The organism is Streptomyces sp. WI03-4A (assembly GCF_033792105.1).
Lineage (GTDB): Bacteria > Actinomycetota > Actinomycetes > Streptomycetales > Streptomycetaceae > Streptomyces > Streptomyces collinus_A.
The window spans coordinates 126,150-148,845 of sequence record NZ_JARAUO010000014.1 but is presented as its reverse complement, the minus strand read 5'-3'; the positions used below and the strand labels follow the sequence as shown (position 1 = coordinate 148,845).

Below are 22,696 nucleotides of genomic sequence, written 5' to 3'. Positions count from 1 at the left end.
TTCACGGAGGTGCGGGGACGCGCTCCGCCTGGTGCGCGTCCCCGCGATCAGCCGTAGAGAGTTACGACTTCTTCAGGTACAGCTGGGTGATGTCGATGAGGCTCGACACCGACCCGTAGCGGGCGCCGCCCACGTTCGACCCGGAGAGCTGGAACTGCTTGGTGTACCACAGCGGAGCCGCCGGGACGACCTTCTCCAGCAGGTAGTGCTGGGCTTCCTTCCAGGTCTTCGCGGCCTGGGTCGGCTGCTGGGTCAGCGCCTTCTTGATGAGGGCGTCGACCTTCGGGTCCTTCACGTGCGAGTAGTTCGGCGCACCGTCGGCGACCTGCGTGCCGTCGTAGATCGGGGTGACGACGGTGGACGGAGCCGGCCAGTCCTGGCCCCAGCCCGTGATGTACATGTCGTACGGGTTGTCGAGCTTGCCGATCTGCTCGTAGTAGCTCGCCGCGTCGACCTCCTTGGAGACGACGTTGAAGCCGGCCTTGGTGAGGGCGTCCTCGATGGCGACCTTGCGCTTCTGGCCGTTCTCGCTGTTGCCGTACGCGAAGACGACCTTCTTCTCAGACGCCGGGACGCTCTTCAGGAGCTCCTTGGCCTTGGCGATGTTGCCCTGCGGGGTCGCCAGGCGGCCGTACGGGTCGTACTTGGCCTCGTAGCCCGGCAGGGTCGGGGCGAAGTAGTTCGGGGCCACGTCGCCGCCGTAGACACCGCCCTCACCGGCGATGAGCGACTTGGAGTTCACCGCGTAGGTGATGGCCTGGCGGACCTTGAGGTCCTTCACGCGGTCCAGGTTGAACGTGAGCTGCATGACGTAGGGCTGGTAGCCCTTGACCGTGCGCTTGTTGACGGACGGGTTCTTGATGACGTCCTGGATCTGCGTGGCCTCGACGCCGCCGGTGAGCTGGATGGCGTTCTTGTCCTCGCCCTGGTCGGCGATCAGACGCTTGGTCTGGGTCGACTCGGTGACGCCGAACTGGAAGTTGAAGCCGTCCACGTACTGGTGGCGCACGGAGTCGGTCTTCGGGTCCCAGTTGGTGTTCTTGACGAGCACCAGGGACTTGCCGTTCTTGTACGACTGGATCTTGTACGGGCCGGTCGCGACCGGGGCCTTGTCGTACTTCTCCTTGGTGTCGTCCTTCGTCGGGACGATGGCGTAGCCGGCCATGGCCAGCGTCTGCGGCAGGTCAGGACGCGGCTGGTCGAAGTGGAAGACGACCGTCTTGTCGTCCGGCGTGTCCAGGACCGACTTCGGCAGGTGCTTCTTGCCGAAGCCGCCGTCCGGCAGCGCCTTGCGGTAGTCGGCGCCGCTCAGCCAGGTCTGCAGGTAGGTCGGGCCGTCGAAGATGAACTTCGCGTACAGGCGCTCGACGGTGTGGCGGACGTCGGCGGACGTGATGGCGTTGCCCTTGGCGTCCTTGATGCCGTCCTTGAGGGTGAACGTCCAGGTCTTGCCGCCGTCCGAGGACTTGCCGGCGTCGGTGGCGAGGTCACCCGCGACCGAGATGTTGCCCTTGTCGTCCTCCTGGAACTGGGTCAGGCGACGGAAGAGCAGGTTGGCGACCTGACCGGCGTCGGAGACGTAGGTCTGACCCGGGTCCAGGTGCGAGAGGCCCGCCTCCTGGTAGACCGTGATGGTGCCGCCGCTCTGGGCACCGGCGACGTCCTTCGCCGGACCGGTGGAACCGGCGGCGTCGGCGTAGGTGACCGCCTTCGACTGGACCGAGGCTTCCTTCTGGTCCTTCTTGGAGTTCGCACCGGTGTCGGAGCCCTTGTTCTCGGAGCATCCGGTGAGCACGAGGGAACCGGCCGCGAACGCGACGACGATGGCCTGCGCTCTGCGCGAGCTGAACGACTTCATGAGGCGAATGCACCTACCTGTCGGTTGTTATCCATGAGTACTGCCTGACGCGGCTGGCAGGCCGACGCGGGGGTGGCAGCGATCCCCCACCAGATGGACGATCTACCGCCCGGACTTGGGGTCGAAGGCGTCCCGGACCGAGTCTCCGAGGAGGTTGAAGGCCAGGACGAAGATCACCAGCGCCACACCGGGGAAGAAGATGAACGACGGGTCCTGCTCGGCGTACTTGGCGCCGTTGGCGAACAGTCGTCCCCAGTCCGGAGTCGGCTCGACGAAGCCGACACCCGCGAAGGAGAGGAAGGCGATGGTGAGGATGGTGCTGGGCAGCGTGTACGTGAACTGCACCAGGATGGGCGTCACCACGTTCGGCAGGATCTCCTTGCGGACGATCCGCCAGGGCGAGGCTCCGGAGACCTTGGCGGCCTCCACGAACTCACGCTCACGCAGGGACAGCACCGTGGAGCGGACCAGTCGGGCCATACCCATCCAGCCCAGCACCCACAGCACGATCAGCATCGCCACGGCGCGGAAGTACGTCGGCGTCTCCTCCCGCGGGTCCACGAAGAACGCGGTCACCACGGGCATGAAGGCGATGAAGAAGAGCTGCTGCGGGAAGGCGAGGAAGAAGTCGGTGACCCGGCCGATCCAGTAGTCCGTACGGCCACCGAAGTAGCCGCCGATCAGGCCGAGGATGATGCCCGTGACCATCATCAGGACGGTCACGCCGAGCGCCATGAACAGCGAGGTCCGCATGCCGTAGACCAGCATGGCGAAGATGTCGCGGCCGTACTGCGGCTCGACACCGAACCAGTGGGTTCCGGACAGACCGCCGAAGTAGCCCAGCGGCAGGCCGAAGTCGTCGAGGACAGGCGTGTCCTGGTAGGACGGGTCCTGCCCGTACAGCGTGTACGGGTCCGTCCCGCTGAGCTTCGCCAGGAGCGGCGCGGCGAGCGCCACGACGAAGTAGAAAATCACTATCGCGGCACAGATGACACCGGTACGGTCACGCTTGAAGCGCTGCCACATCAGCTGGCCGGGAGAGCGACCCTCGAGCGTCTTCTCGACCTTGACAGGCTCGGGCTTCGACTCGAGTTCGGGCTCCAAGGCAACCGACGGCCCGGAGCCTTCAGCCTTGGCTGGACTGGTCATGTGTGTTCTTCCCCCGGGGGGTTGGAGAGCTGAGCGCAGCGCAGATACCGGAGAGTTCTGCGGTTTGGGGGAACTTTCGCCAATGTGTTCAACGCGCGTCAAGGGCGGAAGACATAGGGATCTCCCTACCTTCAATTTTTTGAGCAAAAATTGCAAAGATCGACACCTGTGCGCGCTTGACACGAACATCAAGATCTCGGCAAATCGGACAGAGCGTTATATTTTTTAGCGTTACATGTCCGAAACGTGAGGGGCGGGTCGCCGCTATCCGAACACTCGCCGCGCGGCCGTTCCCCGACGCACGGTCAGGCCGGCGGCAGTCGTGCGACGTGCGGGCATGACCCGGGCATGCCGAAGGCCCGGCTCTCCCGACAGCTCTGGAGAACCGGGTCCTACGTTGGCCGGAAGCGGCCTCAGCCGTGCTTGGCGCGGCTCGCGGCGCGGGCGCGCTCGCGGGCGTCCAGGTTCACCTTACGGATGCGGACGGCCTCCGGGGTGACTTCCACGCACTCGTCGTCGCGGCAGAACTCCAGGGACTGCTCCAGCGACAGCTTGCGCGGCGGCACGATCGCCTCGAACGAGTCGGCCGAGGACGACCGCATGTTCGTGAGCTTCTTCTCCTTGGTGATGTTCACGTCCATGTCGTCGGAGCGCGAGTTCTCGCCGACGATCATGCCCTCGTAGACCTCGGTGCCCGGCTCGGTGAACAGCACGCCGCGCTCCTGGAGGTTCGTCATCGCGAACGCGGTGACGGCACCGGAGCGGTCGGCGACCAGCGAGCCGTTGTTACGGGTCTGCAGGGTGCCGAACCACGGCTCGAAGCCCTCGTGGATGGAGTGGCCGATACCCGTGCCGCGGGTCTGCGTCAGGAACTCGGTACGGAAGCCGATGAGGCCGCGGGAGGGCACGACGAACTCCATGCGGACCCAGCCCGAGCCGTGGTTGGACATGTTGTCCATCCGGCCCTTGCGGACGCCCATGAGCTGGGTGACGGCGCCCATGTGCTCCTCGGGCACGTCGATCGTCATGCGCTCGACGGGCTCGTAGGTCTTGCCGTCGACCTGCTTGGTGACGACCTGGGGCTTGCCGATGGTCAGCTCGAAGCCCTCGCGGCGCATCTGCTCGACCAGGATGGCGAGCGCCAGCTCACCACGGCCCTGGACCTCCCAGGCGTCGGGGCGCTCGGTGTCCAGCACGCGCAGCGAGACGTTACCGATCAGCTCGCGGTCCAGGCGGTCCTTGACCTGGCGGGCGGTGACCTTGCGGTCCTTCACGACCGCCTTGGCGTCCGCGCCCTTGCCGGTGCCGCCGCGGCCGACCAGCGGGGAGGTGTTGGTGCCGATGACCATGGAGATCGCGGGCTCGTCGACCGTGATCAGCGGGAGGGCGACCGGGTTCTCGGTGTCGGCCAGGGTCTCGCCGATCATGATGTCCGGGATACCGGCGACGGCGCAGATGTCACCGGGGCCGGCCTTCTCGGCGGGCTTGCGGGTGAGCGCCTCGGTCATCATCAGCTCGGTGATGCGGACGTTGCTGATCGACCCGTCGCGCTTGATCCAGGCGACCGTCTGGCCCTTGCGCAGCTCGCCCTGCTCGACGCGGAGCAGCGCGATGCGGCCGAGGAAGTTGTCGGCGTCCAGGTTGGTGACGTGGGCCTGGAGCGGGGCCTCCTCGTCGTAGGTCGGGGCCGGGATGTGCTCCAGGATGGTGGAGAAGAACGGCTCCAGGCTGTCGCTGTCGGTCGGGACCGTGCCGTCGGCCGGCTTGGTCAGCGAGGCGACGCCGTCACGGCCGCAGGCGTAGACGATCGGGAACTCGATCTGGTCCTCGTCCGCGTCCAGGTCGAGGAAGAGGTCGTAGGTCTCGTTGACGACCTCGTCGATCCGGGAGTCCGGGCGGTCCGTCTTGTTGATGCACAGGATGACGGGCAGGCGCTGCTGGAGGGCCTTGCGCAGCACGAAGCGGGTCTGCGGGAGCGGGCCCTCGGACGCGTCGACCAGCAGGACGACACCGTCGACCATCGACAGACCACGCTCGACCTCGCCACCGAAGTCGGCGTGGCCGGGGGTGTCGATGATGTTGATCGTGATCGGGTCCCCGCCGTCCTTCGGGTGGTACTTGACCGCCGTGTTCTTGGCGAGGATCGTGATGCCCTTCTCACGCTCCAGGTCGTTCGAGTCCATCATGCGGTCGTCGACCGAGTCGAGCTGGTGGGCGGCGAAGGCGCCGGCCTGCTTCAGCATGCCGTCGACGATGGTCGTCTTGCCGTGGTCGACGTGGGCGACGATGGCGACGTTGCGGATGTCGTGACGTGTAGCAGTCACAGCCATAGTGCGGCGAACTCCCAGAGTGGTGAGAAGGCCCTGCTGCGTACGTCCGTGTGACGCGGGCCTGCCGGGCTTGACACGCCACGGCCTCACCCCATGGTACGTGGCCCCGAGGGGGTCGGCCTCCTCGGGGCCACGCGGCCCTCAGTGTCCGGACGGGCTCGCCCCGGCCGTGACGCCCTTCTTCAGGAAGCCCATGTCCTCGTAGACGGGCGTCTGGAATCCGAACGCGCCCGCGTTGACCAGGGATTTCCGGACGCCGACGAGCTGGGGCCGCTGGTAGAGCGGGATGGAGCCGGCCACGGCCCAGATGCGGGAGTCCGCCTTGCGGATGAGGTCGCGCTCCTCGTCCTGGTCCAGCGCCGCCGCCGCCTCGTCGAACAGCTGGTCGACCTGGTCGGTGCCGACCCGGGTGAAGTTCTGCTCGACGTTCACCGAGCCGTCGGCCGCCGCGACGGGCTTGGCGTAGATGGGCCGGGCGTCGGTCGCCGGGAAGGCGGAGGAGGGCCAGGAGTAGAGGGCGAGGTCGTAGTCGCCGGAGGCGATGTGGTCCTTGAAGTAGCTCTCGTCCGAGACCTTGGTGATCATCGTGCGGATGCCGACCTTCTCCAGCATCGCCGAGATCCGCAGCGCGACCGTGTTCAGGGTGTCGGAGCCGGGGCCGGAGGGCAGCACGAAGCGCAGGGCGAGCGCCTTGCCGTCCTTGGCGAGCGGGGCGGTGACCGCGCCGGCCGGGGCCGCGGTGCCCTGCGGGGCGTAGGCGCCCGGCGCGCCGCCGCTGCCGGTGTACTGCCGGCCGTCCTGGGCGAGGTGCTTGCCGCCCTCGTCGCCCTTCTCGTGCTTCTCGTGGCGGGTGCCCTTGTCGTCCTCGCCGACGACGTACTCGCCTTCCTTGCCGCCGTCGGACTTCTTGTCCTGGTCGCCGCGGTCGTTCTCGGCGCCGGCCGCCTTCTCGGCCTTCTTCGGCTCCTTCACCGGTCCCCCGGGCACCCAGCCGGCGTCCGCGAGCAGGGCCTGGGCCTCCTTGGTGTCCTGGCTGCCGAGCACGCCGCTGCTGTCGGTGTAGGCGTCCTGCCCGGCCAGCGCGAGGTGGCTGCCGACCGGGTCGGCGGGCAGGCCGAGCGGGGTCAGCACGAGCTTGGCCAGCTCCCGGCGGTCGAGCGCGCGGGCGACGGCCTGGCGGACCCGCTGGTCGGCGAGGGGACCGCCGGCGCCGTTGAGGGCGAGCTGGGTGTAGGCGGGCTCCAGCGACTTGCGGACGACGAAGGCGCGCAGTTCGTCCTGCTGCTTGAGGTACCGGGTGATGGCCTTGCGCAGCTTCTTCTGCCCGACCTTGACCTCGTCGGAGTCGAAGCCGTGGGCCAGCGCCCAGGAGCGCATCTTCTTCGCCGAGGTCTTCCCGGAGCCCTGCAGCGGGGAGCCGGTGCCCTGCCCGCGGGAGGCGAGGGCGATCCGGTCGGCCTCGGCCGGGTCGACGTCGGCGAGGTCCGCGCTGCCGTCGGCGAGCGCGGCGGCCCGCTTGTCGCGGTCGACGGCGTGCAGCACGATCTCGTTCAGCTTGGCGGGCTTGCCCCACCAGCGCGGGTTACGGGTGAGGACGACGTCCTTCTTGGCGGTGTCGACCTTCTCGACCTTGAAGGGGCCCGCGGTGACGTTCAGCTTGCGCCGGGCGCCGTCGTTGAAGGCGTCCGGGGTGCCCATGACGTCCTTGGGGTACAGCGGGGAGAACAGCGACCTCCAGTCGGCGTAGGGGCGCGAGAAGGTGACCCGGACCTGGAGGTCGCTCGCGCCGCGCTCGATCTTGGCGATGCGGTCGTAACCGGCGTTGCGGGCGGTCCAGAAGGCGCTGTTCCTGCCGGACAGGGCGCGCCACTGGGCGACGAAGTCGGCGGCGCCGATCTCCCGCCCGTCGCTCCAGACCGCCTGCTGGTTCAGCTTGTACAGCACGACCTGCCGCGGCTCGGTCTCGATGACCTTGGCGGATTCCAGGTAGGCGGGGTTGGCCACCGGGCGGCCGGTGGCGTCCAGCCGGAACATCGAGGGCAGCACGGCCTGGGCGACGCGGGTGGTGCCCGCGTCGGCGTCGGCCTGGAAGGTGTTCAGGGTCTCCGGTACGGCGTCCACGGCCCACTTCAGCGTGCCGCCCTCGGCGACCTTGTCGCGGGCGGCCAGGGCGATGTCCTGCGCGGCCGGCGGACGGCTGGGCTTCTCGTCGGAGCCGCAGCCGGCGAGCAGGGGCACCGCGAGGGCGCCCGCGGTGAGGAAGGCGGCCGAGCGCAGGACCGCGCGCAGGCCGACGCCGTCGTGGGACATCTCTGCTACCTCCGGGAAGCCGCGGGCTTTATGCTCACATGGGGCGATATATGGAGCTGATCACTTTTGGCTGTATATGGAGCTGATCAGATCTATGCGCCCACTGAAGAGGAAAGGATCCGGCAACAACGGGCGACACGGCGACGACGGACGGTAAGCCCACCCGTGCGGCGCAACACACCGAATGTGCATCCGTACGCCTCGGCCAATCGGTGCACATCTCTTCACAGCACCCGGTGTGAGGCGCAACACTCCAAGGCGCCTGAACGTTGCCGCCCAGGGCCCGCAGGACCCGTGGAAGTGAGGGCAAGTCATGTCCGTGCACGACGAACTGACGTCCGTCCAGCGCTGCCTCGACGACCTGTACCGGTCGCTCGGGCGGCTGGAGAAGCAGGTCGGCGGCGGGGGCCTGGAGATGCGCCGGGTCCGTATGGACGCCGACCATCTGCGCGAGAGCCTGGGCCTGCTGCGGGAAGCCGCCAGCACCCCGGCCGCCCCGCACCGGCCCGACCTCGTCACCATCTCCGACACGCCGTACGACATCACCCTGTGGACGGACTCGGACGACGAGGGGCTGGGCGCCCGCGACCGGCACGCGCCCTGAGCCGCGACCGGCCCGCACCCCCCATCCCTGAGCCGACCGGAGTGCTGTCTTGGCCACTGGTACGGAACCCCAACAGAACAGCGGCGGCGTACGCGCCGGTACGCGCGCCGCGATCGACGCACCGCATCTGCGGACCGACCGCTGGTGGCTGGCGCCCGCCGTCACCGCGGCCGGTCTGTTCGCCTTCGTCGTCTACTCGACCTGGCGGGCGTTCGCGAACGCGCACTACTACGCGGCGCCGTACGTCTCCCCGTTCTACTCGCCGTGCCTGGCGGACAAGTGCCGGACCATGCGCGCGGGGCCCAACGCCGACCTCTTCGGCAGCTGGTGGGGCATCTCCCCCGCGATCATCATCCTGATCTTCCCGCTCGGCTTCCGGCTGACCTGCTACTACTACCGCAAGGCGTACTACCGCAGCTTCTGGGCGTCCCCGCCCGCCTGCGCGGTGGCCGAACCGCACCGCCGGTACACCGGCGAGACCCGGTTCCCGCTCATCCTGCAGAACGTCCACCGGTACTTCTTCTACGCCGCCCTGCTGGTGGCCGGCGTGCTGACCTACGACACGGTGCTGTCCTTCCGCGACACGCACTACCGCTGGGGCCACATGGGCCTGGGCACCCTCGTGTTCCTGGTCAACATCGTGCTGATCTGGGCCTACACGATCTCCTGCCACTCCTGCAGACACATCGTCGGCGGCAAGCTCAAGCACTTCTCCCGGCATCCCGTGCGCTACCGGGCGTGGCAGTTCGTCGGGCGGCTGAACGCCCGGCACATGCAGCTCGCCTGGGCGTCCCTGCTGAGCGTGGCGCTGGCCGACTTCTACGTGTACCTGGTCGCGTCCGGCGTCTTCGACGATCCGCGGTTCTTCTAGATGAGTGGGGCTTTCTGATGTCCGTGGTGGACCGGCAGGAGTGGGACGTCGTCGTGGTCGGCGCGGGCGGCGCGGGGCTGCGGGCCGCGATCGAGGCGCGCGAGCGGGGCGCCCGTACGGCCGTGATCTGCAAGTCGCTGTTCGGCAAGGCGCACACGGTGATGGCCGAGGGCGGCATCGCGGCCGCCATGGCCAACGCCAACGAGCACGACAACTGGCAGGTCCACTTCCGCGACACCCTGCGCGGCGGCAAGTTCCTCAACCAGTGGCGGATGGCCGAACTGCACGCCCGCGAGGCGCCGGAGCGGGTGTGGGAACTGGAGACGTGGGGCGCGCTGTTCGACCGGACCAAGGACGGCCGGATCTCCCAGCGCAACTTCGGCGGCCACGAGTACCCGCGCCTGGCCCATGTCGGCGACCGCACCGGCCTGGAGCTGATCCGCACCCTCCAGCAGCGGATCGTCGCGCTCCAGCAGGAGGACGAGAAGGAGACCGGGGACTACGAGTCCCGGCTGAAGGTCTTCCAGGAGTGCACGGTCACCCGCGTCCTGAAGGACGGCGAACGCGTCTCGGGCGTCTTCGCCTACGACCGTGAGACCGGCCGGTTCTTCGTGCTGGAGGCCCCGGCGGTGGTCGTGGCGACCGGCGGCATCGGCAAGTCCTTCAAGGTCACCTCGAACTCCTGGGAGTACACCGGCGACGGGCACGCGCTCGCGCTGCTCGCCGGCGCTCCCCTGCTCAACATGGAGTTCGTGCAGTTCCACCCGACGGGCATGGTCTGGCCGCCGTCGGTCAAGGGCATCCTCGTCACCGAGTCGGTCCGCGGCGACGGCGGGGTGCTCAGGAACTCCGAGGGCAAGCGGTTCATGTTCGACTACGTCCCCGACGTCTTCAAGGAGAAGTACGCCGAGTCCGAGGACGAGGCCGACCGCTGGTACGACGACCCCGAGAGCAACCGGCGGCCCCCCGAACTGCTCCCGCGCGACGAGGTGGCCCGGGCGATCAACGCCGAGGTGAAGGCGGGCCGCGGCTCACCGCACGGAGGGGTCTTCCTGGACGTGTCGACCCGGATGCCGGCGGAGGTGATCCGGCGTCGGCTGCCCTCCATGTACCACCAGTTCAAGGAACTGGCCGACGTCGACATCACGGCGGAGGCCATGGAGGTCGGGCCCACCTGCCACTACGTGATGGGCGGGGTCGCGGTCGACTCCGACACCGCGGCCGCGCGCGGGGTGCCGGGGCTGTACGCGGCCGGTGAGGTCGCCGGCGGCATGCACGGCTCCAACCGGCTCGGCGGCAACTCGCTGTCCGACCTGCTGGTGTTCGGGCGCCGGGCGGGCTGGCACGCCGCCGAGTACGCGCGCCAGGCGGCCGAGCGGCGTCCCCGGGTCGACGACGCCCAGGTCAACACGGCGTCGGCGGAGGCCCTGCGGCCCTTCTCCGCCGAGACGGAAGGCGAGGCCGGACCGCCGGAGAACCCGTACACCCTGCACCAGGAACTCCAGCAGACCATGAACGACCTGGTCGGCATCATCCGCCGGGAGGGCGAGATGGAGCAGGCCCTGCAGCGGCTGGCCGGGCTGCGGACCCGGGCCCGCCGGGCCGGGGTGGAGGGGCACCGCCAGTTCAACCCCGGCTGGCACCTCGCCCTGGACCTCAGGAACATGCTGCTGGTCAGCGAGTGCGTGGCGCGGGCCGCGCTGGAGCGCACCGAGTCGCGCGGCGGCCACACCCGCGAGGACTGTCCGGCGATGGACCGCGCCTGGCGCAACGTGAACCTGCTGTGCACCCTCGCCGACCCCACCGGCCACCTCGCGGCGGCCGACCCCGGGCACGGCCAGATCCGGCTCACCCGGGAGACCACCGAACCCATCCGCCCGGACCTGCTCGCCCTCTTCGAGAAGGAGGAGCTGGTCAAGTACCTCGCCGAAGAGGAGCTGTACGAGTGAGCAGCTACGAGGCCCGCTTCAAGGTGTGGCGGGGTGATGTGCAGGGCGGTGGCCTCGAGGACTTCACGGTCGAGGTCAACGACGGCGAGGTGGTGCTGGACATCGTCCACCGGCTCCAGGCGACCCAGGCGCCCGACCTCGCCGTGCGCTGGAACTGCAAGGCGGGCAAGTGCGGCTCGTGCTCGGCGGAGATCAACGGACGGCCGCGGCTGTTGTGCATGACCCGCATGTCGGTCTTCGACCCCGGCGAGACCATCACCGTCACCCCGCTGCGCGCCTTCCCGGTGATCCGGGACCTGGTGACCGACGTCGGCTTCAACTACCAGAAGGCCAGGGAGATCCCGGCGTTCGTGCCGCCGGCCGGGGTCGGTCCCGGCGAGTACCGGATGATGCAGGAGGACGTGGACCGCTCGCAGGAGTTCCGCAAGTGCATCGAGTGCTTCCTGTGCCAGGACACCTGCCACGTCGTGCGTGACCACGAGGAGAACAAGCCGGCGTTCGCCGGTCCACGGTTCCTGATGCGGGTCGCGGAGCTGGACATGCATCCGCTGGACGCGGCCGCCGAGACGGGCCTGGACCGCCGGCGCACCGCCCAGGACGAGCACGGCCTCGGCTACTGCAACATCACCAAGTGCTGCACGGAGGTCTGTCCCGAGGGCATCAGGATCACCGACAACGCGCTGATCCCCCTGAAGGAGCGGGCCGTCGACCGCAAGTACGACCCGCTGGTGTGGCTGGGCTCGAAGATCAGGAGGCGGTCTTCGTAGTGTCCCGGCCGGGGCGCTGGGCGAGGGCCTGCACGACGAAGCCGGCCAGGAACAGCGCGCAGTACCCGCCGAAGGCGACGATGCCGGCCCCGGCGTCCTCCAGCGGGCCCAGCAGCAGGAGCAGGCTCAGACCGAGCGACGTGAGCAGGGTGCCGTAGCCCCACAGCCGCGGCCGGACCACCCGGCGGCGGGCGGGCCACGGCACCCAGCCCGTCACGACCGACGCGACGCCGGCGGCCACGAACAGGGCGACGGCCAGCCAGGCGCCCACCACGAGCAACATGTGCATGACGATCATCGTCCCACCGGACGGGGCGCGCGGGAAGTCATCTCACCCAGCCGTCCCGGTACGCCCGCCAGTCCGCCTCCGTCGCCGCGAAGTCCACGTACAGGGCGACGCCGAAGCGGGAGCGGTCGGCGTCGGTGCGGGACAGGCCCAGGCGGACGCCGCGCACGGCGGCCGGCACGGTCTCCGCGTGCGCCCAGTGGCCGAAGCGGTTCTCGTGGTAGAAGGGCAGGCCCATCAGGAGGTCGGTCGTGGCCGGGGTGACCTCCAGGGCGAGGCTGGTCTGCTGGGCCACGTAGCCGCCGTACAGGCTCTGCAGCGGCTGCATGGTGTCGTACGACATGACGGCGATCTGGTCCACGCGGCGGGCCACCTGCCCGAAGTAGGACTGCGACCACCACTTGGGGTGACCGGTGGTCGTGCCCCAGAAGGAGTGGAACGCGGGCAGCGGGTCGATCTGGTGGGCGGCGACGGAGAGCACGGCGTGGTGGGCGTGGGTGAGGGCGCGCAGGTCGTCGAGGAGCGCGAGGTAGTCGCGGTCGCCGGAGTGCAGGGGCTCCAGGTCGAAGTGGGCGCCGTCGAAGCCGGCGGCGAGGATCTGCCGGGTGGAGGCCACGACGGCCGCTCGGGTCGCGGCGCGCTCCGGACGCAGTCCGTCCGGGCTCTCGGTGGCCAGCTTGTCGCCGAGCCAGGCCTGGACGCGGATCCCGGGGGCCGCCCGGTGCAGGGCCGAGATCAGCCGGCGGGCCCGCGGGTGGTCCGACGGCGGAAGGGTCCCGTCGTGCTCCAGTGGGCCGGCGTGCACGTACAGGTCGCGGATGCCGGTGTCCTTCAGGCGGTCCGCGAGGGCGGTCACGTCCGCGTCGGTCTTGCGTCCGTCGACCCAGGCGTGCCCCAGCCAGAGGGCGTCCCGGTGCCGGGTGCGGGTGCCCGGCGCGGGATCGCCCGCGTAGTTGACCCGCAGCGCCGCCTCGGCGACGGCCGGCGGAAGGAACAGCAGCAGCACCAGCCCCACCGCGACCCAGGTGCGCCGGCGCCGCCACCGGGAGCGGCGGGGCGGCCCCGGGGCGGCGTCACCCTCCGGGGCGGCGTCTCCCCCCGGGGTGGCGTGGCCGCGCGGACCGGTGTCCCCCGGCGGACCCGCGTCGCTCTTCGGACGGGCCGAATCCTCCGCCCCGTCCGTCACTCCCGTCTCGTCGCCCGTGCCGTTCCGTTCCGTGTGCATCCCGACCCCTCGCGGCTTTGTTCGCCCAGTTGTGTCCGCCCCACTCGCGTGCGCGACTACCTGCCCATACGCTCCGAAATGTGACGTCCTCCCTGTTTCGGGGCCGGCCCCGGTGTGCCACGGCGCACATACGGGTGCGGGTGGCGCACGCCGTCGTGGGCGCGTTCGCGGGGGCCGGGTGGCTGCTGTTGCCGGTGATGACGGCCGGTGGTGACGCCCCGGTTCCCGCCTCCCCGCAGCCCGTGGCCGGCGCCGCCGCGCCGCACCAGGACGAGACGTCCACCCCTGACCTCGTGCTGCCCCTCGTCGCCGTCGGCGCGGCCGGCGTGCTGGCCGGGTACGGGTATCTGCGGCGCACCCGGCGGGCCCGGACCCGGACCACGCCCGGCGTGGTGCCGGCGGCGCCGCCCGCGGCGACCCCGCTGGAGTCCGAGCGGCAGGCCAGGGCCGCGCTGGTGCTGGCCGACGACTGCGTACGCGGCAGCGAGGAGGAACTCTCCTTCGTCCGGGAGCTGTTCGGGGAGCAGCGGACCGAGCCGTTCATCCGGGCCCTGCTGGCCGCGCGCACCGAACTGTCGGCCGCGTTCGCGATATGGCGGCGGTACGAGGCGGGCGTACCGGGGGACGCGGGCGCCGGGCGGCAGGCGCTGGTGGGGGTGATCGGGCGGTGCGCGGAGGCGGGCAGACGGCTGGACGCCGAGGCGGCGGAGCTGGACCGGCTGCGGGCGCTCGAGCAGGGGGTGGGTGAGGCGCTGGCGGTCGCCGAGCGCCGTTTCCGGGAGCTGACCGCGCGCACGGCGGCGGCCCAGCACACCGCGGCGGGGCTGCGCGAGTGGTACGCGCTCTCGGCCGGCGCCGCCGTCGCCGGTCACGTCGAACAGGCCAAGGACCGGTTGGTGTTCGCCACCTCGCGGCTCAACGAGACGCGTCAGGCGGCCGATTCGGGTGACATGGCGCGTGCCGTCCGGCAGTTGCGCGCGGCCGAGGGCGGGGTGTTCCAGGCCGGTGTCCTGGTGGGCGGGGTGGAGCGGCTCGCGGCGGAGCTGGCGGACGCGGCCGCGCTGGTGCCGGCCGCGCTGACCGGCGGGGAGGCGGAGATCGCCGAGGCGCGGAAGAACGGCGGGCGCACCTCCCTGGCCACCGGTGAACTGCACGCCCGCCTCGCGCACGCCGACGGGGTGCTGGCCGCCGTGCGCGCGGAGCTGACCCGTGGGCCGTACGACCCGCTGGACGCCCTGCGCCGGGTCGCACGGGCCGTGGAGCGGCTGGAGGTGGGGCGGTCCGGGGCGGTGGCGGCGGCCGCGCTGCTGGTGGCGCGCGGTCAGGTGGGCGTGGCGGAGGACTTCGTCGCCGTGCATCGCGGCGCGGTGGGTGCCGAGGCGCGGGCGGTGCTGGCGGAGGCGGTGCGGGTGCTGGAGCCGGCGGGCGGGGGCCGCGCCGACGAGGCCGACCGCCTCGCCGGACAGGCGCGTGACCTGGCCGAGCGGGATGTGCGGGCGCACGGCAGCCCCTGGGCCGAGGCGGCCGGGCAGGCGGTCGGTCTGCCGGGGGCCGTCCTCGGCGGGATCCTGCTGACCGAGGAGCCCGAGGCGGGCCCGCCGGTGAGCTTCGGCGGCCCGGGGACACGGGGCCGCCGCCGTCTTCCGGAACCGGCCGAAGCCGCCGAACCGGCTGAACCGGCCGAACCCGCGGGGCCGCCGCCCGGGGGTCCGCGGGCCGGTAGGGACTGATCAGAAGAGGCTGAGCAGTGCCTCCGCCGGGTCCGTGAGGCCGTGCTCGCCGCCGGGCAGCGGGAGTTCGAACCAGACGGTCTTGCCGCGCGGGGTACGGCGCGAGCCCCAGGCCGCGCTGAGCAGGCCGACCAGTTGCAGGCCCCGGCCGCCCTCGTCCGTGTCCCGGGCGCGCCGCCGGCGGGGCTGCACCAGGCCGGAGTCCCAGACCTCGCAGACCAGGGTGCGGTCCAGCAGCAGCCGCAGCCGTATCTCGCCCTCCCCGTACCGCAGCGCGTTGGTCACCAGCTCGCTGACCAGCAACTCCGTTGTGTCGACCAGGGGTTCCAGGTCCCAGGCGACGAGCTGGGCGCGGGCGTACTCACGTGCCCGGCCCACGCTGCGCGGCTCGCGCGGCAGCGTCCAGTCGCCGACGGAGTCCGCGGGCAGGCCCTGGACCCGGGCCATCAACAGGGCGATGTCGTCCTCGCCGTGGTGGGTGTCGAGGGTGCTGAGGACGTGGTCGCAGACGTCCTCCAGGGGGCGGGAGGGATCGGTGAGCGCCCCCACGAACGCCTGGAGGCCCTCGTCCAGCGGATGGTCGCGGGATTCGACCAGGCCGTCGGTGTAGAGGGCGAGCAGGGCGCCCTCCGGGAGTTCGACCTCGACCTCCTCGAAGGGCTCGCCGCCGACGCCCAGCGGCATCCCCGGCGGGACGTCGAGCATGAGGGCCGCCTCGCCGGGCTCCACCAGGACCGGGGGCAGATGGCCGGCGTTGGCGAACGTACATCGGCGGGTGACGGAGTCGTAGACGGCGTACACGCAGGTCGCCAGGTAGACCTCGGAGAGGTCGGCGTCGCGGGGCTGGCGGGCCGCGCGGGTGGCCTGCTGGACCCCGCCGGGTGTGCCGAGGCCGCGGGCGATCTCGTCCAGCGCGGAGAGCACCTCGGCGGGTTCGAGGTCGAGCAGGGCCAGCGTGCGTACGGCGGTGCGCAGTTCGCCCATGGCGACGGCGGCGCGGAGCCCGCGGCCCATGACGTCGCCCACCACCAGGGCGGTGCGGTGGCCGGGGAGTTCGATGACGTCGAACCAGTCGCCGCCGACCTCGGTGGCCGCGTTGCCGGGCAGGTAGCGGCAGGCGATGTCGAGGCCGGACGCCTCGGGGTCGCCGGGCGGGAGCAGGGACCGCTGCAGTATCAGCGCGCGTTCGTGTTCGCGGCGGTACAGGCGGGCGTTGTCGATGCAGACGGCGGCGCGCGCGGCGAGTTCGACCGCGAGGTCGCGGTCGCGGTCGCCGAACGGCTCGCTGCCCTTGGTGCGGGAGAACCGCGCGAGTCCCACGACGGTGTCGTGGGCGACCATCGGCACGGCCAGCGTGGACTGCACGAGGCCGCCGTCCTCGGCGGGCACATGCTGCGGCCGGGCGGTGCGCAGCGCGTCCGCGCACGGCGAGTTGAACGGGAAGTGGTGGACCGCGCCGACCGCGACACCGTCCCCGGTGCCGGTGAAGGGGGCGTCCGAGACGGCGCTCGCGAAGGCGACCCGGCGCAGTTCGGCGCTGCCGTCGGCGAGCCCGGGCGGGGCCTCGTCGCCGGCGAGCAGGCCCTGGTAGAGGTCGACGGTGGCGAGGTCGCAGAAGCCGGGGACGACCACGTCGAGGAGTTCGCGTGCCGTGGTCTCCAGGTCGAGCGAGTTCCCTATGCGGGCGCCGGCCTCGTTGAGCAGGGCGAGGTTGCGGCGGGCGGCCGCGGCCTCGCGGGCGGCGGCGCGGCGGGCGGTGATGTCGGTGCCGAGCCAGGCGATGCCGATGGGCCGCCCGCTGCCGCTGTGCACGCGGTAGAGGTTGACGGACCAGTGGCGGCGTTCGTCGGAACCCGGGACGTAGCCCGTGACGTGCATGTCGGTGATGGAGTCGCCGCTCTCCAGCACCCGGCGCAGGGTGGCCGAAACCCGTTCCGCCTCGCCGCGGGCCAGGTAGTCGTGAACTCCCTTGCCACGGTGGTCGTCCGGTGATCCGCCGAAGATGGAGGCGAAACGCATGTTGGCGCGGCGCACCCGCAGGTCGGCGTCGATCAGCAGGAAGCCGAACGGGGATTGACCGAATATCGCCTGTGAGGCGGCGAGGTCGGTCTCGATGCTGCGCAGGGTGCGGACGTCCACGACGATGCAGACGGCGGCCTTGTCGCCCTCGGCGGTCCGGGTCGGCATGACGTAGACCTCGGCGAGTCCCTCCTCACCGCGGCTGCCGTCCGGCTCGTCCGGCATCCGGAAGGGGACGACCCCGGTCCACTCCCGCCCGTCGAGGATCTCGGCCATCTTGCGCTGGCCGCGCTCGCGCAGGTCGGAGTCGACGAAGGCCTCGATCGGGTCCATGCCGACGGCGCGTTCGGCGGGGATGCCGAAGAGCTGCTCGGCGCGCAGGCTCCACTGGTCGACCAGACCGCCGGGGTTGATGGAGAAGGAGGCGACCCGGATGTAGTCGTAGATCGAGCCGGGCGGACTGCTCTGCCACATGGCGTCGCCGGGTGCCACGCCCGCTTCGGCGGCCTGGCTCCTCGCGCCGTCCGACGGGTCCTCGGACTCCGTGGCCTTCGCTGGTATCTCGCTCACGCGAACCGTCCCCTCCAGCTCACCGCGTCCGGCACCGGTCACCGGGGGCGGCTGCCCGCAGTATCCAGCACTACGGTGCCGCGCGACACGGTGTTCACGATCACAGGTCGGTCCAGGCGTTTTCCGGACCGGACCGCGACAACACTTCCAGTCTTCTAACCAGGGAACACGCCCTCGAATCACGCGCTCTCGACCCGGTCCCGCAGCCGGGCCGCGGGGTGGACGGCGCGCGGTGGGCTGTACACCGGGTTCACCCGGGCAGCGCCAGTTCGAACCAGACGGTCTTTCCGGTGCCGCCGGGCCGGGTGCCCCAGCGCAGCGAGGAGCCCGCGACGAGTTGCAGACCGCGGCCGTTCTCGTCCTCGGCCTGGGCGACGCGTTCGCGCGGCGGGTCCGGGAGCGGGTCGGAGACCTCGACCAGCAGCGCGCCCTCGCGCCGGGCCTCGCGGACCAGCCGTACGCCGATGGGGCCCGTGGCGTGCCGCAGGGAGTTCGTCACCAACTCGCTGACCAGCAGGGCGGCGAGGTCGGCGAGGCAGTCCAGGTGCCAGCCGTGCAACTGGCCGCGGACCGCGGCACGGGCGGTGCGCACGGCGCCCGGTTCCGCGGGAAACGTCCACTCGGCGCAGTCGCCTTCGGTGTCGATCACGCCGATCACTTCCCAGGCCAGCGAGCCCACCCATGTCCGGTTTCGTGGGGTTAATGGGGACATACCCGGTATCCGAGGGGCCTTACCGCGTGAACGGGCGCACTGTGGCACGAACGGCGTACCGGGTGCCCCGGGTGACCGCGCGCACCCCGGACCCGCCGGGTCCGGCCACCGCGGGCGCTACGGCCTGCCGCCGCCGGGCGCCGCCGGGAAGCCGGCCAGCGCGCCGGCCTCGCGCACCGCGTCCACGTCCTGGTCCAGCCACGGCACGTCCCAGAGCTCGGCGGGGGTCAGCCAGCGCAGCCGGTCGTGGTCCTGGAGGGGCCGGGGGGCGGCGGAACCGGGACGCAGCCGGGCGGTCCACACCCGCAGGACGTAGGGCGGTCTCAGGGACCACTCCCCCGGGACCCGCTCGACCGGTTCGGCGTCCACGCCGAGTTCCTCGCGCAGTTCGCGCACCAGGGCGTCCTCGGGCCGCTCGCCGGTCTCGACCTTGCCACCGGGCAGTTCCCAGCGCCCGGCCAGCTCGGCGGGCGCGCTGCGGCGGGCGGCCAGCAGCCGGCCGTCGTCGAGCAGGGCGGCCCCCACCACCACGATCCGTTCGGTCATGGGGCGGAGCCTACGTGAGGGCGCCGGTGGTCAGTTGTGGGCGCCGTCCCCGTTCTGGCCGATGCGCTCGACCCAGTAGAGCTGCTTGTGGCCGCGGTCGTCGAGGCTGTCGGCGATCTTCTGGGCCTCGGCCCGGGTCGCGTACCGTCCCACGCGGTAGCGATTGCCGTTGTCGTCCTGTCGTATCACGATCCAGGGCAGGGAGACCGTGCCCTCACTCATCGCCCCCACCGTTCCTTCTCGCACCGCCCCGCCCTCCCCCACGCTCGGCGGCACTCGCGCGGGTCGAGAACCCGCCGCGAGGGGACGAGCGTTCCGTCCCGGGCACCCGCCGTGCCCCGCCTAAGGAAACCGCAGTCCGCATATGCCCGAGCGTACGCCCTACCTTCACGCAGCGAACACGCCTTTTCACAAAGAGGTACGCAACCAGCCAGAACGCAGGGGGCGCACGATGCCGAACGCGCCGTCGGCCCTGCCGGTGTCGTGCGCCGGACGCCCTGCGGGCGCAGCCGGGGCCACCTGGGAGAACGGCCGGATTGCAGCGGGCGCCCGGCGGGCGCGGCCCGGTCGCGTGACGGGAACGCGCGCCCGAGGGGCGTGCCGGGGTGTGCGCTACTTCACGGGCAGGTGGTACGCCACCCGGTAGCGGTCGGCAGGGATCACGACGTCGGCGGTCTCCACCGGACGGCCGGAGGCGTAGTAGGTGCGCTGGACGACGATGACCACATGGCCCGGGACGCCGCCCAGGACGTTCAGTTCCTCGGCGAGGCCGGGGCGGGCGCCGACCTCCTCGGTGACGTTGTCCACGATGACGTCGATGGCGCGCATGCGCTCGACCACGCCCATGCCGCCGAGCGGGCCCTCCTCGGGCAGCATCACGGGGGTGCGGCCGGTGACGGTGAGGGGTTCCCAGGAGGTGGAGAGCATCATCGGCTCCCCGGCGTCCCGGAAGAGGTACTTGGTGCGCATGACCCGCTGGCCCGGTTCGATGGCGAGCCGGTCGGCGATGGCGGCGCCGGCTTCGGCCTGTTCGCTGCTCGACTCCCAGCTGCCCCGCACCGAGGCGTCCGCCTGCTCCTGCCGGAACGGCGTGGCGCCGCCGGAGGGGCGGAACCCGGAGCGGGCCACGCGCCGGGGCACCGGCCGCTCGCGCACGTACGTCCCCGATCCGGAGCGGCCCTCTACCAGTCCCTCGGCCATGAGCACCTTGCGTGCCTCCAGCGCGACGGTGTCCGAGACGCCGTACTCCTCGCGGATACGGGCCTGTGAGGGGAGCCGGGTGTGGGGGGGAAGCGAACCGTCGACGATCTTCTTGCGGAGATCACCCGCGACACGCAGATACGCCGGCTGCTCACCGAAAGTCACTGGCCGCTCCCATCAGGTTGTACAGACAGCAACAGCGTGGCAACCGTGGGTTGATCCGTGCAAGCAAAGGCCAGAGAATCACTCGATGTGATGACATCGTGCCGGGGAGGGCTTTACCCAGGCACTTTCTCCCCGCTATGGCGGCGATCACACCTCCGTGGCCGCCCCGCCCGGGGCGTCCGTGGCGTGCTCCTCCGTGGCCGCCCCGCCCGGGGCGTCCGTGGCGTGCGGGCCGTCGGGGGCGTCCGGGGCGCCGCCCTCGCCGTGTCGCGCCGTCGGCGGGGTGGCCGCCAGGCCGAGGGCCGTGCGCGCGGGGACCGCCGCCTCCGGGTCGAGCAGTCCGAGGCCCGCGTCGTAGTGCTCGTGGAAGGCGTCCGCGTCCTTCGCCCGCGCGGCCTTCGTCCACTCGGCGCGCGCCCGGTCCGCGGCGGCCGCGAGCGACCGGACCGGACGGCGGGCGGCGGCCGGCCAGGTGCGGCCGCGCAGCAGCCGGGCCTGCCGGTCGAGAGCGGCCGACATCCGGCCCGCCCACGCCTTGTGGCCCGGCAGGTCGTCCTCGACGTGCGCGGAGTCCGGGGCGGTGGCCAGGGCCGCGTCGAGGAGGTGAGCGGCTTTCAGATAGGTGACCTGGTCGGCGTCGAGGACGGTCTCGTCGTTGCGCAGCGAGCCGGTGAGGTCGGCGCCCTCGGTGACGCTGCCGAACAGGCACGTGACCGCCCGGTCCCCGGCCGACCAGCTCTCCTCGGTGGGCGTCAGGTAGTACACGTCGACGTCGTCGGGCACCGCCCAGCCGTCCATCGCGTAGCCGTCCCGCAGGCCGTAGCAGCGCGCGCCGGCGGTCTCGCCGACCGACGCGTCACCCGGGTAGTCCCCGTCCTGAAGCCGGAACGAGGCGAACACCTCGCCGTCGTGCCCGCCCGAGCACGGCACCACGTCGACGTCGCGCGTCTCGCCGGCCAGCCGTCCGCCGGGCGCGTCGAAGCACTCGCCCTTGACCAGGGTGACGCTCGCGCCGTCGCGCGCGCCCTCCTTGACGCCCTGCCAGAAGGCGGAGGCGCCGCCCGAGGCGAGCATCAGCCCCCACAACAGGAGCCCGATCGCGGACAGCACCGTCCCGCCTACCGCGAGCCCCGTACCACGCTCGCCCCGCCGCCGGATCTGCCGCAGCGCGAGCGGCCCGAGCACCAGCCCCACGCCCGGCACACAGCACAGCACGCCGAACACCAGGGAGGCGATGGCGAGGCCGTTGACCGGGGCCGGCCGGTTGTACGGGCTGTACCCCTGCGTCCACGGTCGGTACGGCTGCCCGTCGGGCGCCTGCGGACCGTACGCGCCGTGCGGGTACGGCGTGGGCGGCTGCTGGGGGCCGGGCGGCGGGGGTATGGACACCGGTGAACGTGCTCCTGGGTGGGGCGGCGCCGGCGCGGAATGGGCGGCCACCGCCGACCGGACTGACGTACGACTGCGCGCATGGTAAGCGGGACACGTGCGCCGGCGGAACGGGGGCGGGGACGGGGGCGGAGACGGGCTCGACGCCCTGGGCGGCGGGGACGGCGGGGTACGGCGCCGGTGTCCCGGGCTACCGCCACGGGACACCGGTCGTACGGCGGGGCGTCAGACCCGCTGGTTCCCCGCCGCCGCGCCGATCGTGCCCACGGCGCCTGCCAGTGGGCGGGTCCCGGTGGGGGGCACGGTCAGGGGGGCCGTGCGGGGGCGGGCCAGGGACACGTAGGCGGACACGGGCAGGGCGACGGACAGGTCGAGCCGGGCCGCGTTGAAATAGATCCGGTCCTGGACCAGCAGAGCGGGGTCGACCACCAGGTCCAGGTCCGGCCGGAACGTGAACGGCACGACACAGCCGCTCACGCAGCCCGACAGGCTTTCGGCCACCTCGCGCGCGGCGAAGGCGGCGTCCGTGCCGCCGTACAGCTCCCGTACCCGGGACATGTCAAGGCGGCGGTCGCCGGGCACGACGGCCAGGACGTAACGGCGGCTGCGGCGGCCGGTGCCCACCCGCACCACCAGGCACTTGGCCGCCTGGTCGAGGGGGTGGCCGCGCAGCTCGGAGGCGCGGTCGGTACGGCCCTCGGGCGCGTGCCGGATCAGGCGGTACGGGGCTCGGGCGTCGTCCAGCAGCGACAACAGGCGTTGGGAGGTGTCCGGTTGCAGGTCGAGGTCGCGCGACACGGTGAGGCCTCTCTGTGAAGGGCGGGCGGCGCTCACACCGTGACCGAGCTGCCTATATTTCTCCGCTGCGCCCCCGTACGCCCCCGCGCCGCGCGCCCCCGTCCCGTGAGCGATAACCCGCCAATAACGCGCCTCCCTACCTTCGGAAACCGTAGAGATGGCTGGTCGCACCAGAAGGGGGTGGTGTCCCATGGAGTTCCGGCTCCTTGGGCCAGTGG

18 protein-coding genes are annotated in these 22,696 nt (G+C 71.6%); 5 read left to right on the top strand and 13 right to left on the bottom strand.

The window, feature by feature from the left end; all coding sequences use genetic code 11:
• Positions 1-61: 61 nt before the first annotated feature.
• The 4 genes from PV343_RS17255 to PV343_RS17240 form a co-directional block, all read right to left on the bottom strand.
• A complete protein-coding gene (locus PV343_RS17255) occupies positions 62-1,858 on the bottom strand; it encodes an ABC transporter substrate-binding protein (RefSeq protein WP_319147806.1) in 1,797 nt (598 codons plus the stop codon).
• A 102-nt stretch (positions 1,859-1,960) separates the two neighbouring features.
• Positions 1,961-3,007: an ABC transporter permease gene (locus tag PV343_RS17250; RefSeq protein ID WP_319147805.1), complete on the bottom strand. Its 1,047-nt coding sequence runs from the start codon at positions 3,005-3,007 to the stop codon at positions 1,961-1,963.
• A gap of 413 nt (positions 3,008-3,420) precedes the next feature.
• The gene (typA, locus tag PV343_RS17245; protein ID WP_319147804.1) at positions 3,421-5,337 is read right to left on the bottom strand and encodes a translational GTPase TypA; all 1,917 of its coding nucleotides are present in this window, start codon (positions 5,335-5,337) and stop codon (positions 3,421-3,423) included.
• 141 nt (positions 5,338-5,478) lie between these two features.
• Complete coding sequence (locus tag PV343_RS17240) at positions 5,479-7,647, bottom strand: ABC transporter family substrate-binding protein (RefSeq protein WP_319147803.1); 2,169 nt, start codon at positions 7,645-7,647, stop codon at positions 5,479-5,481.
• 313 nt (positions 7,648-7,960) lie between these two features.
• Here PV343_RS17240 and PV343_RS17235 point away from each other — a divergent pair, with 313 nt between their 5' ends.
• Genes PV343_RS17235 through PV343_RS17220 form a run of 4 tightly spaced genes read left to right on the top strand, consistent with a single transcriptional unit; the run spans position 7,961 to position 11,838 of the window.
• On the top strand, positions 7,961-8,251 hold the full coding sequence (locus PV343_RS17235; protein ID WP_020942034.1) for a hypothetical protein: 291 nt from the start codon (positions 7,961-7,963) through the stop codon (positions 8,249-8,251).
• A 49-nt stretch (positions 8,252-8,300) separates the two neighbouring features.
• Positions 8,301-9,122 carry a hypothetical protein gene (locus PV343_RS17230; protein WP_319147802.1) on the top strand — a complete coding sequence of 274 codons (822 nt, stop codon included), beginning with the start codon at positions 8,301-8,303 and terminating at the stop codon, positions 9,120-9,122.
• A 17-nt stretch (positions 9,123-9,139) separates the two neighbouring features.
• Positions 9,140-11,071: a fumarate reductase/succinate dehydrogenase flavoprotein subunit gene (locus tag PV343_RS17225; protein ID WP_319147801.1), complete on the top strand. Its 1,932-nt coding sequence runs from the start codon at positions 9,140-9,142 to the stop codon at positions 11,069-11,071.
• A complete protein-coding gene (locus tag PV343_RS17220) occupies positions 11,068-11,838 on the top strand; it encodes a succinate dehydrogenase/fumarate reductase iron-sulfur subunit (protein WP_319147800.1) in 771 nt (256 codons plus the stop codon). Before PV343_RS17225 ends, PV343_RS17220 begins: the two co-directional genes overlap by 4 nt.
• On the opposite strand, the gene PV343_RS17215 is transcribed toward PV343_RS17220, so the two are convergent.
• Together PV343_RS17215 and PV343_RS17210 are read right to left on the bottom strand one after the other, a co-directional pair.
• Positions 11,819-12,127 carry a hypothetical protein gene (locus PV343_RS17215; protein ID WP_319147799.1) on the bottom strand — a complete coding sequence of 103 codons (309 nt, stop codon included), beginning with the start codon at positions 12,125-12,127 and terminating at the stop codon, positions 11,819-11,821. The two genes, PV343_RS17220 and PV343_RS17215, sit on opposite strands and share 20 nt — an antisense overlap.
• A gap of 37 nt (positions 12,128-12,164) precedes the next feature.
• A complete protein-coding gene (locus PV343_RS17210) occupies positions 12,165-13,349 on the bottom strand; it encodes a glycosyl hydrolase family 18 protein (protein ID WP_319147798.1) in 1,185 nt (394 codons plus the stop codon).
• Between the two features lie 140 nt (positions 13,350-13,489).
• On the opposite strand from PV343_RS17210, the gene PV343_RS17205 reads away from it, so the two are divergent.
• Positions 13,490-15,079 (top strand): hypothetical protein, encoded by a 1,590-nt coding sequence (locus tag PV343_RS17205; RefSeq protein ID WP_319147797.1) that lies wholly within the window; start codon positions 13,490-13,492, stop codon positions 15,077-15,079.
• Here the strand turns inward: PV343_RS17205 and PV343_RS17200 are convergent, their stop codons facing one another.
• The 7 genes from PV343_RS17200 to PV343_RS17170 all read right to left on the bottom strand — a co-directional run bounded on the left by PV343_RS17200 (position 15,080) and on the right by PV343_RS17170 (position 22,478).
• Entirely contained in the window at positions 15,080-17,668 is a 2,589-nt protein-coding gene (locus tag PV343_RS17200) for a SpoIIE family protein phosphatase (RefSeq protein WP_319147796.1), read from the bottom strand.
• A 250-nt stretch (positions 17,669-17,918) separates the two neighbouring features.
• Complete coding sequence (locus PV343_RS17195) at positions 17,919-18,347, bottom strand: ATP-binding protein (protein ID WP_319147795.1); 429 nt, start codon at positions 18,345-18,347, stop codon at positions 17,919-17,921.
• A 150-nt stretch (positions 18,348-18,497) separates the two neighbouring features.
• Positions 18,498-18,926 carry a (deoxy)nucleoside triphosphate pyrophosphohydrolase gene (locus tag PV343_RS17190; protein ID WP_319147794.1) on the bottom strand — a complete coding sequence of 143 codons (429 nt, stop codon included), beginning with the start codon at positions 18,924-18,926 and terminating at the stop codon, positions 18,498-18,500.
• Positions 18,927-18,956: 30 nt separating this feature from the next.
• Positions 18,957-19,148, bottom strand: coding sequence for an SPOR domain-containing protein (locus PV343_RS17185; protein ID WP_020942024.1), 192 nt, complete (start codon positions 19,146-19,148; stop codon positions 18,957-18,959).
• Between the two features lie 390 nt (positions 19,149-19,538).
• Positions 19,539-20,291, bottom strand: coding sequence for a GntR family transcriptional regulator (locus PV343_RS17180; protein ID WP_319147793.1), 753 nt, complete (start codon positions 20,289-20,291; stop codon positions 19,539-19,541).
• Between the two features lie 147 nt (positions 20,292-20,438).
• Positions 20,439-21,680: a DUF4190 domain-containing protein gene (locus tag PV343_RS17175; RefSeq protein WP_319147792.1), complete on the bottom strand. Its 1,242-nt coding sequence runs from the start codon at positions 21,678-21,680 to the stop codon at positions 20,439-20,441.
• A gap of 225 nt (positions 21,681-21,905) precedes the next feature.
• Positions 21,906-22,478: a YbaK/EbsC family protein gene (locus PV343_RS17170; RefSeq protein WP_319147791.1), complete on the bottom strand. Its 573-nt coding sequence runs from the start codon at positions 22,476-22,478 to the stop codon at positions 21,906-21,908.
• Positions 22,479-22,696 lie beyond the last annotated feature (218 nt).

What these genes read in the sequence shown, in the direction of transcription:
- PV343_RS17190 (WP_319147794.1), bottom strand. Translation starts at nt 18,926, where the DNA reads ATGACCGAACGGATCGTGGTGGTGGGGGCCGCCCTGCTCGACGACGGC.
- PV343_RS17235 (WP_020942034.1), top strand. Translation starts at nt 7,961, where the DNA reads ATGTCCGTGCACGACGAACTGACGTCCGTCCAGCGCTGCCTCGACGAC.
- PV343_RS17215 (WP_319147799.1), bottom strand. Translation starts at nt 12,127, where the DNA reads ATGCACATGTTGCTCGTGGTGGGCGCCTGGCTGGCCGTCGCCCTGTTC.
- PV343_RS17250 (WP_319147805.1), bottom strand. Translation starts at nt 3,007, where the DNA reads ATGACCAGTCCAGCCAAGGCTGAAGGCTCCGGGCCGTCGGTTGCCTTG.
- PV343_RS17240 (WP_319147803.1), bottom strand. Translation starts at nt 7,647, where the DNA reads ATGTCCCACGACGGCGTCGGCCTGCGCGCGGTCCTGCGCTCGGCCGCC.
- PV343_RS17255 (WP_319147806.1), bottom strand. Translation starts at nt 1,858, where the DNA reads ATGAAGTCGTTCAGCTCGCGCAGAGCGCAGGCCATCGTCGTCGCGTTC.
- PV343_RS17225 (WP_319147801.1), top strand. Translation starts at nt 9,140, where the DNA reads ATGTCCGTGGTGGACCGGCAGGAGTGGGACGTCGTCGTGGTCGGCGCG.
- PV343_RS17185 (WP_020942024.1), bottom strand. Translation starts at nt 19,148, where the DNA reads ATGAGTGAGGGCACGGTCTCCCTGCCCTGGATCGTGATACGACAGGAC.
- typA (WP_319147804.1), bottom strand. Translation starts at nt 5,337, where the DNA reads ATGGCTGTGACTGCTACACGTCACGACATCCGCAACGTCGCCATCGTC.
- PV343_RS17210 (WP_319147798.1), bottom strand. Translation starts at nt 13,349, where the DNA reads ATGCACACGGAACGGAACGGCACGGGCGACGAGACGGGAGTGACGGAC.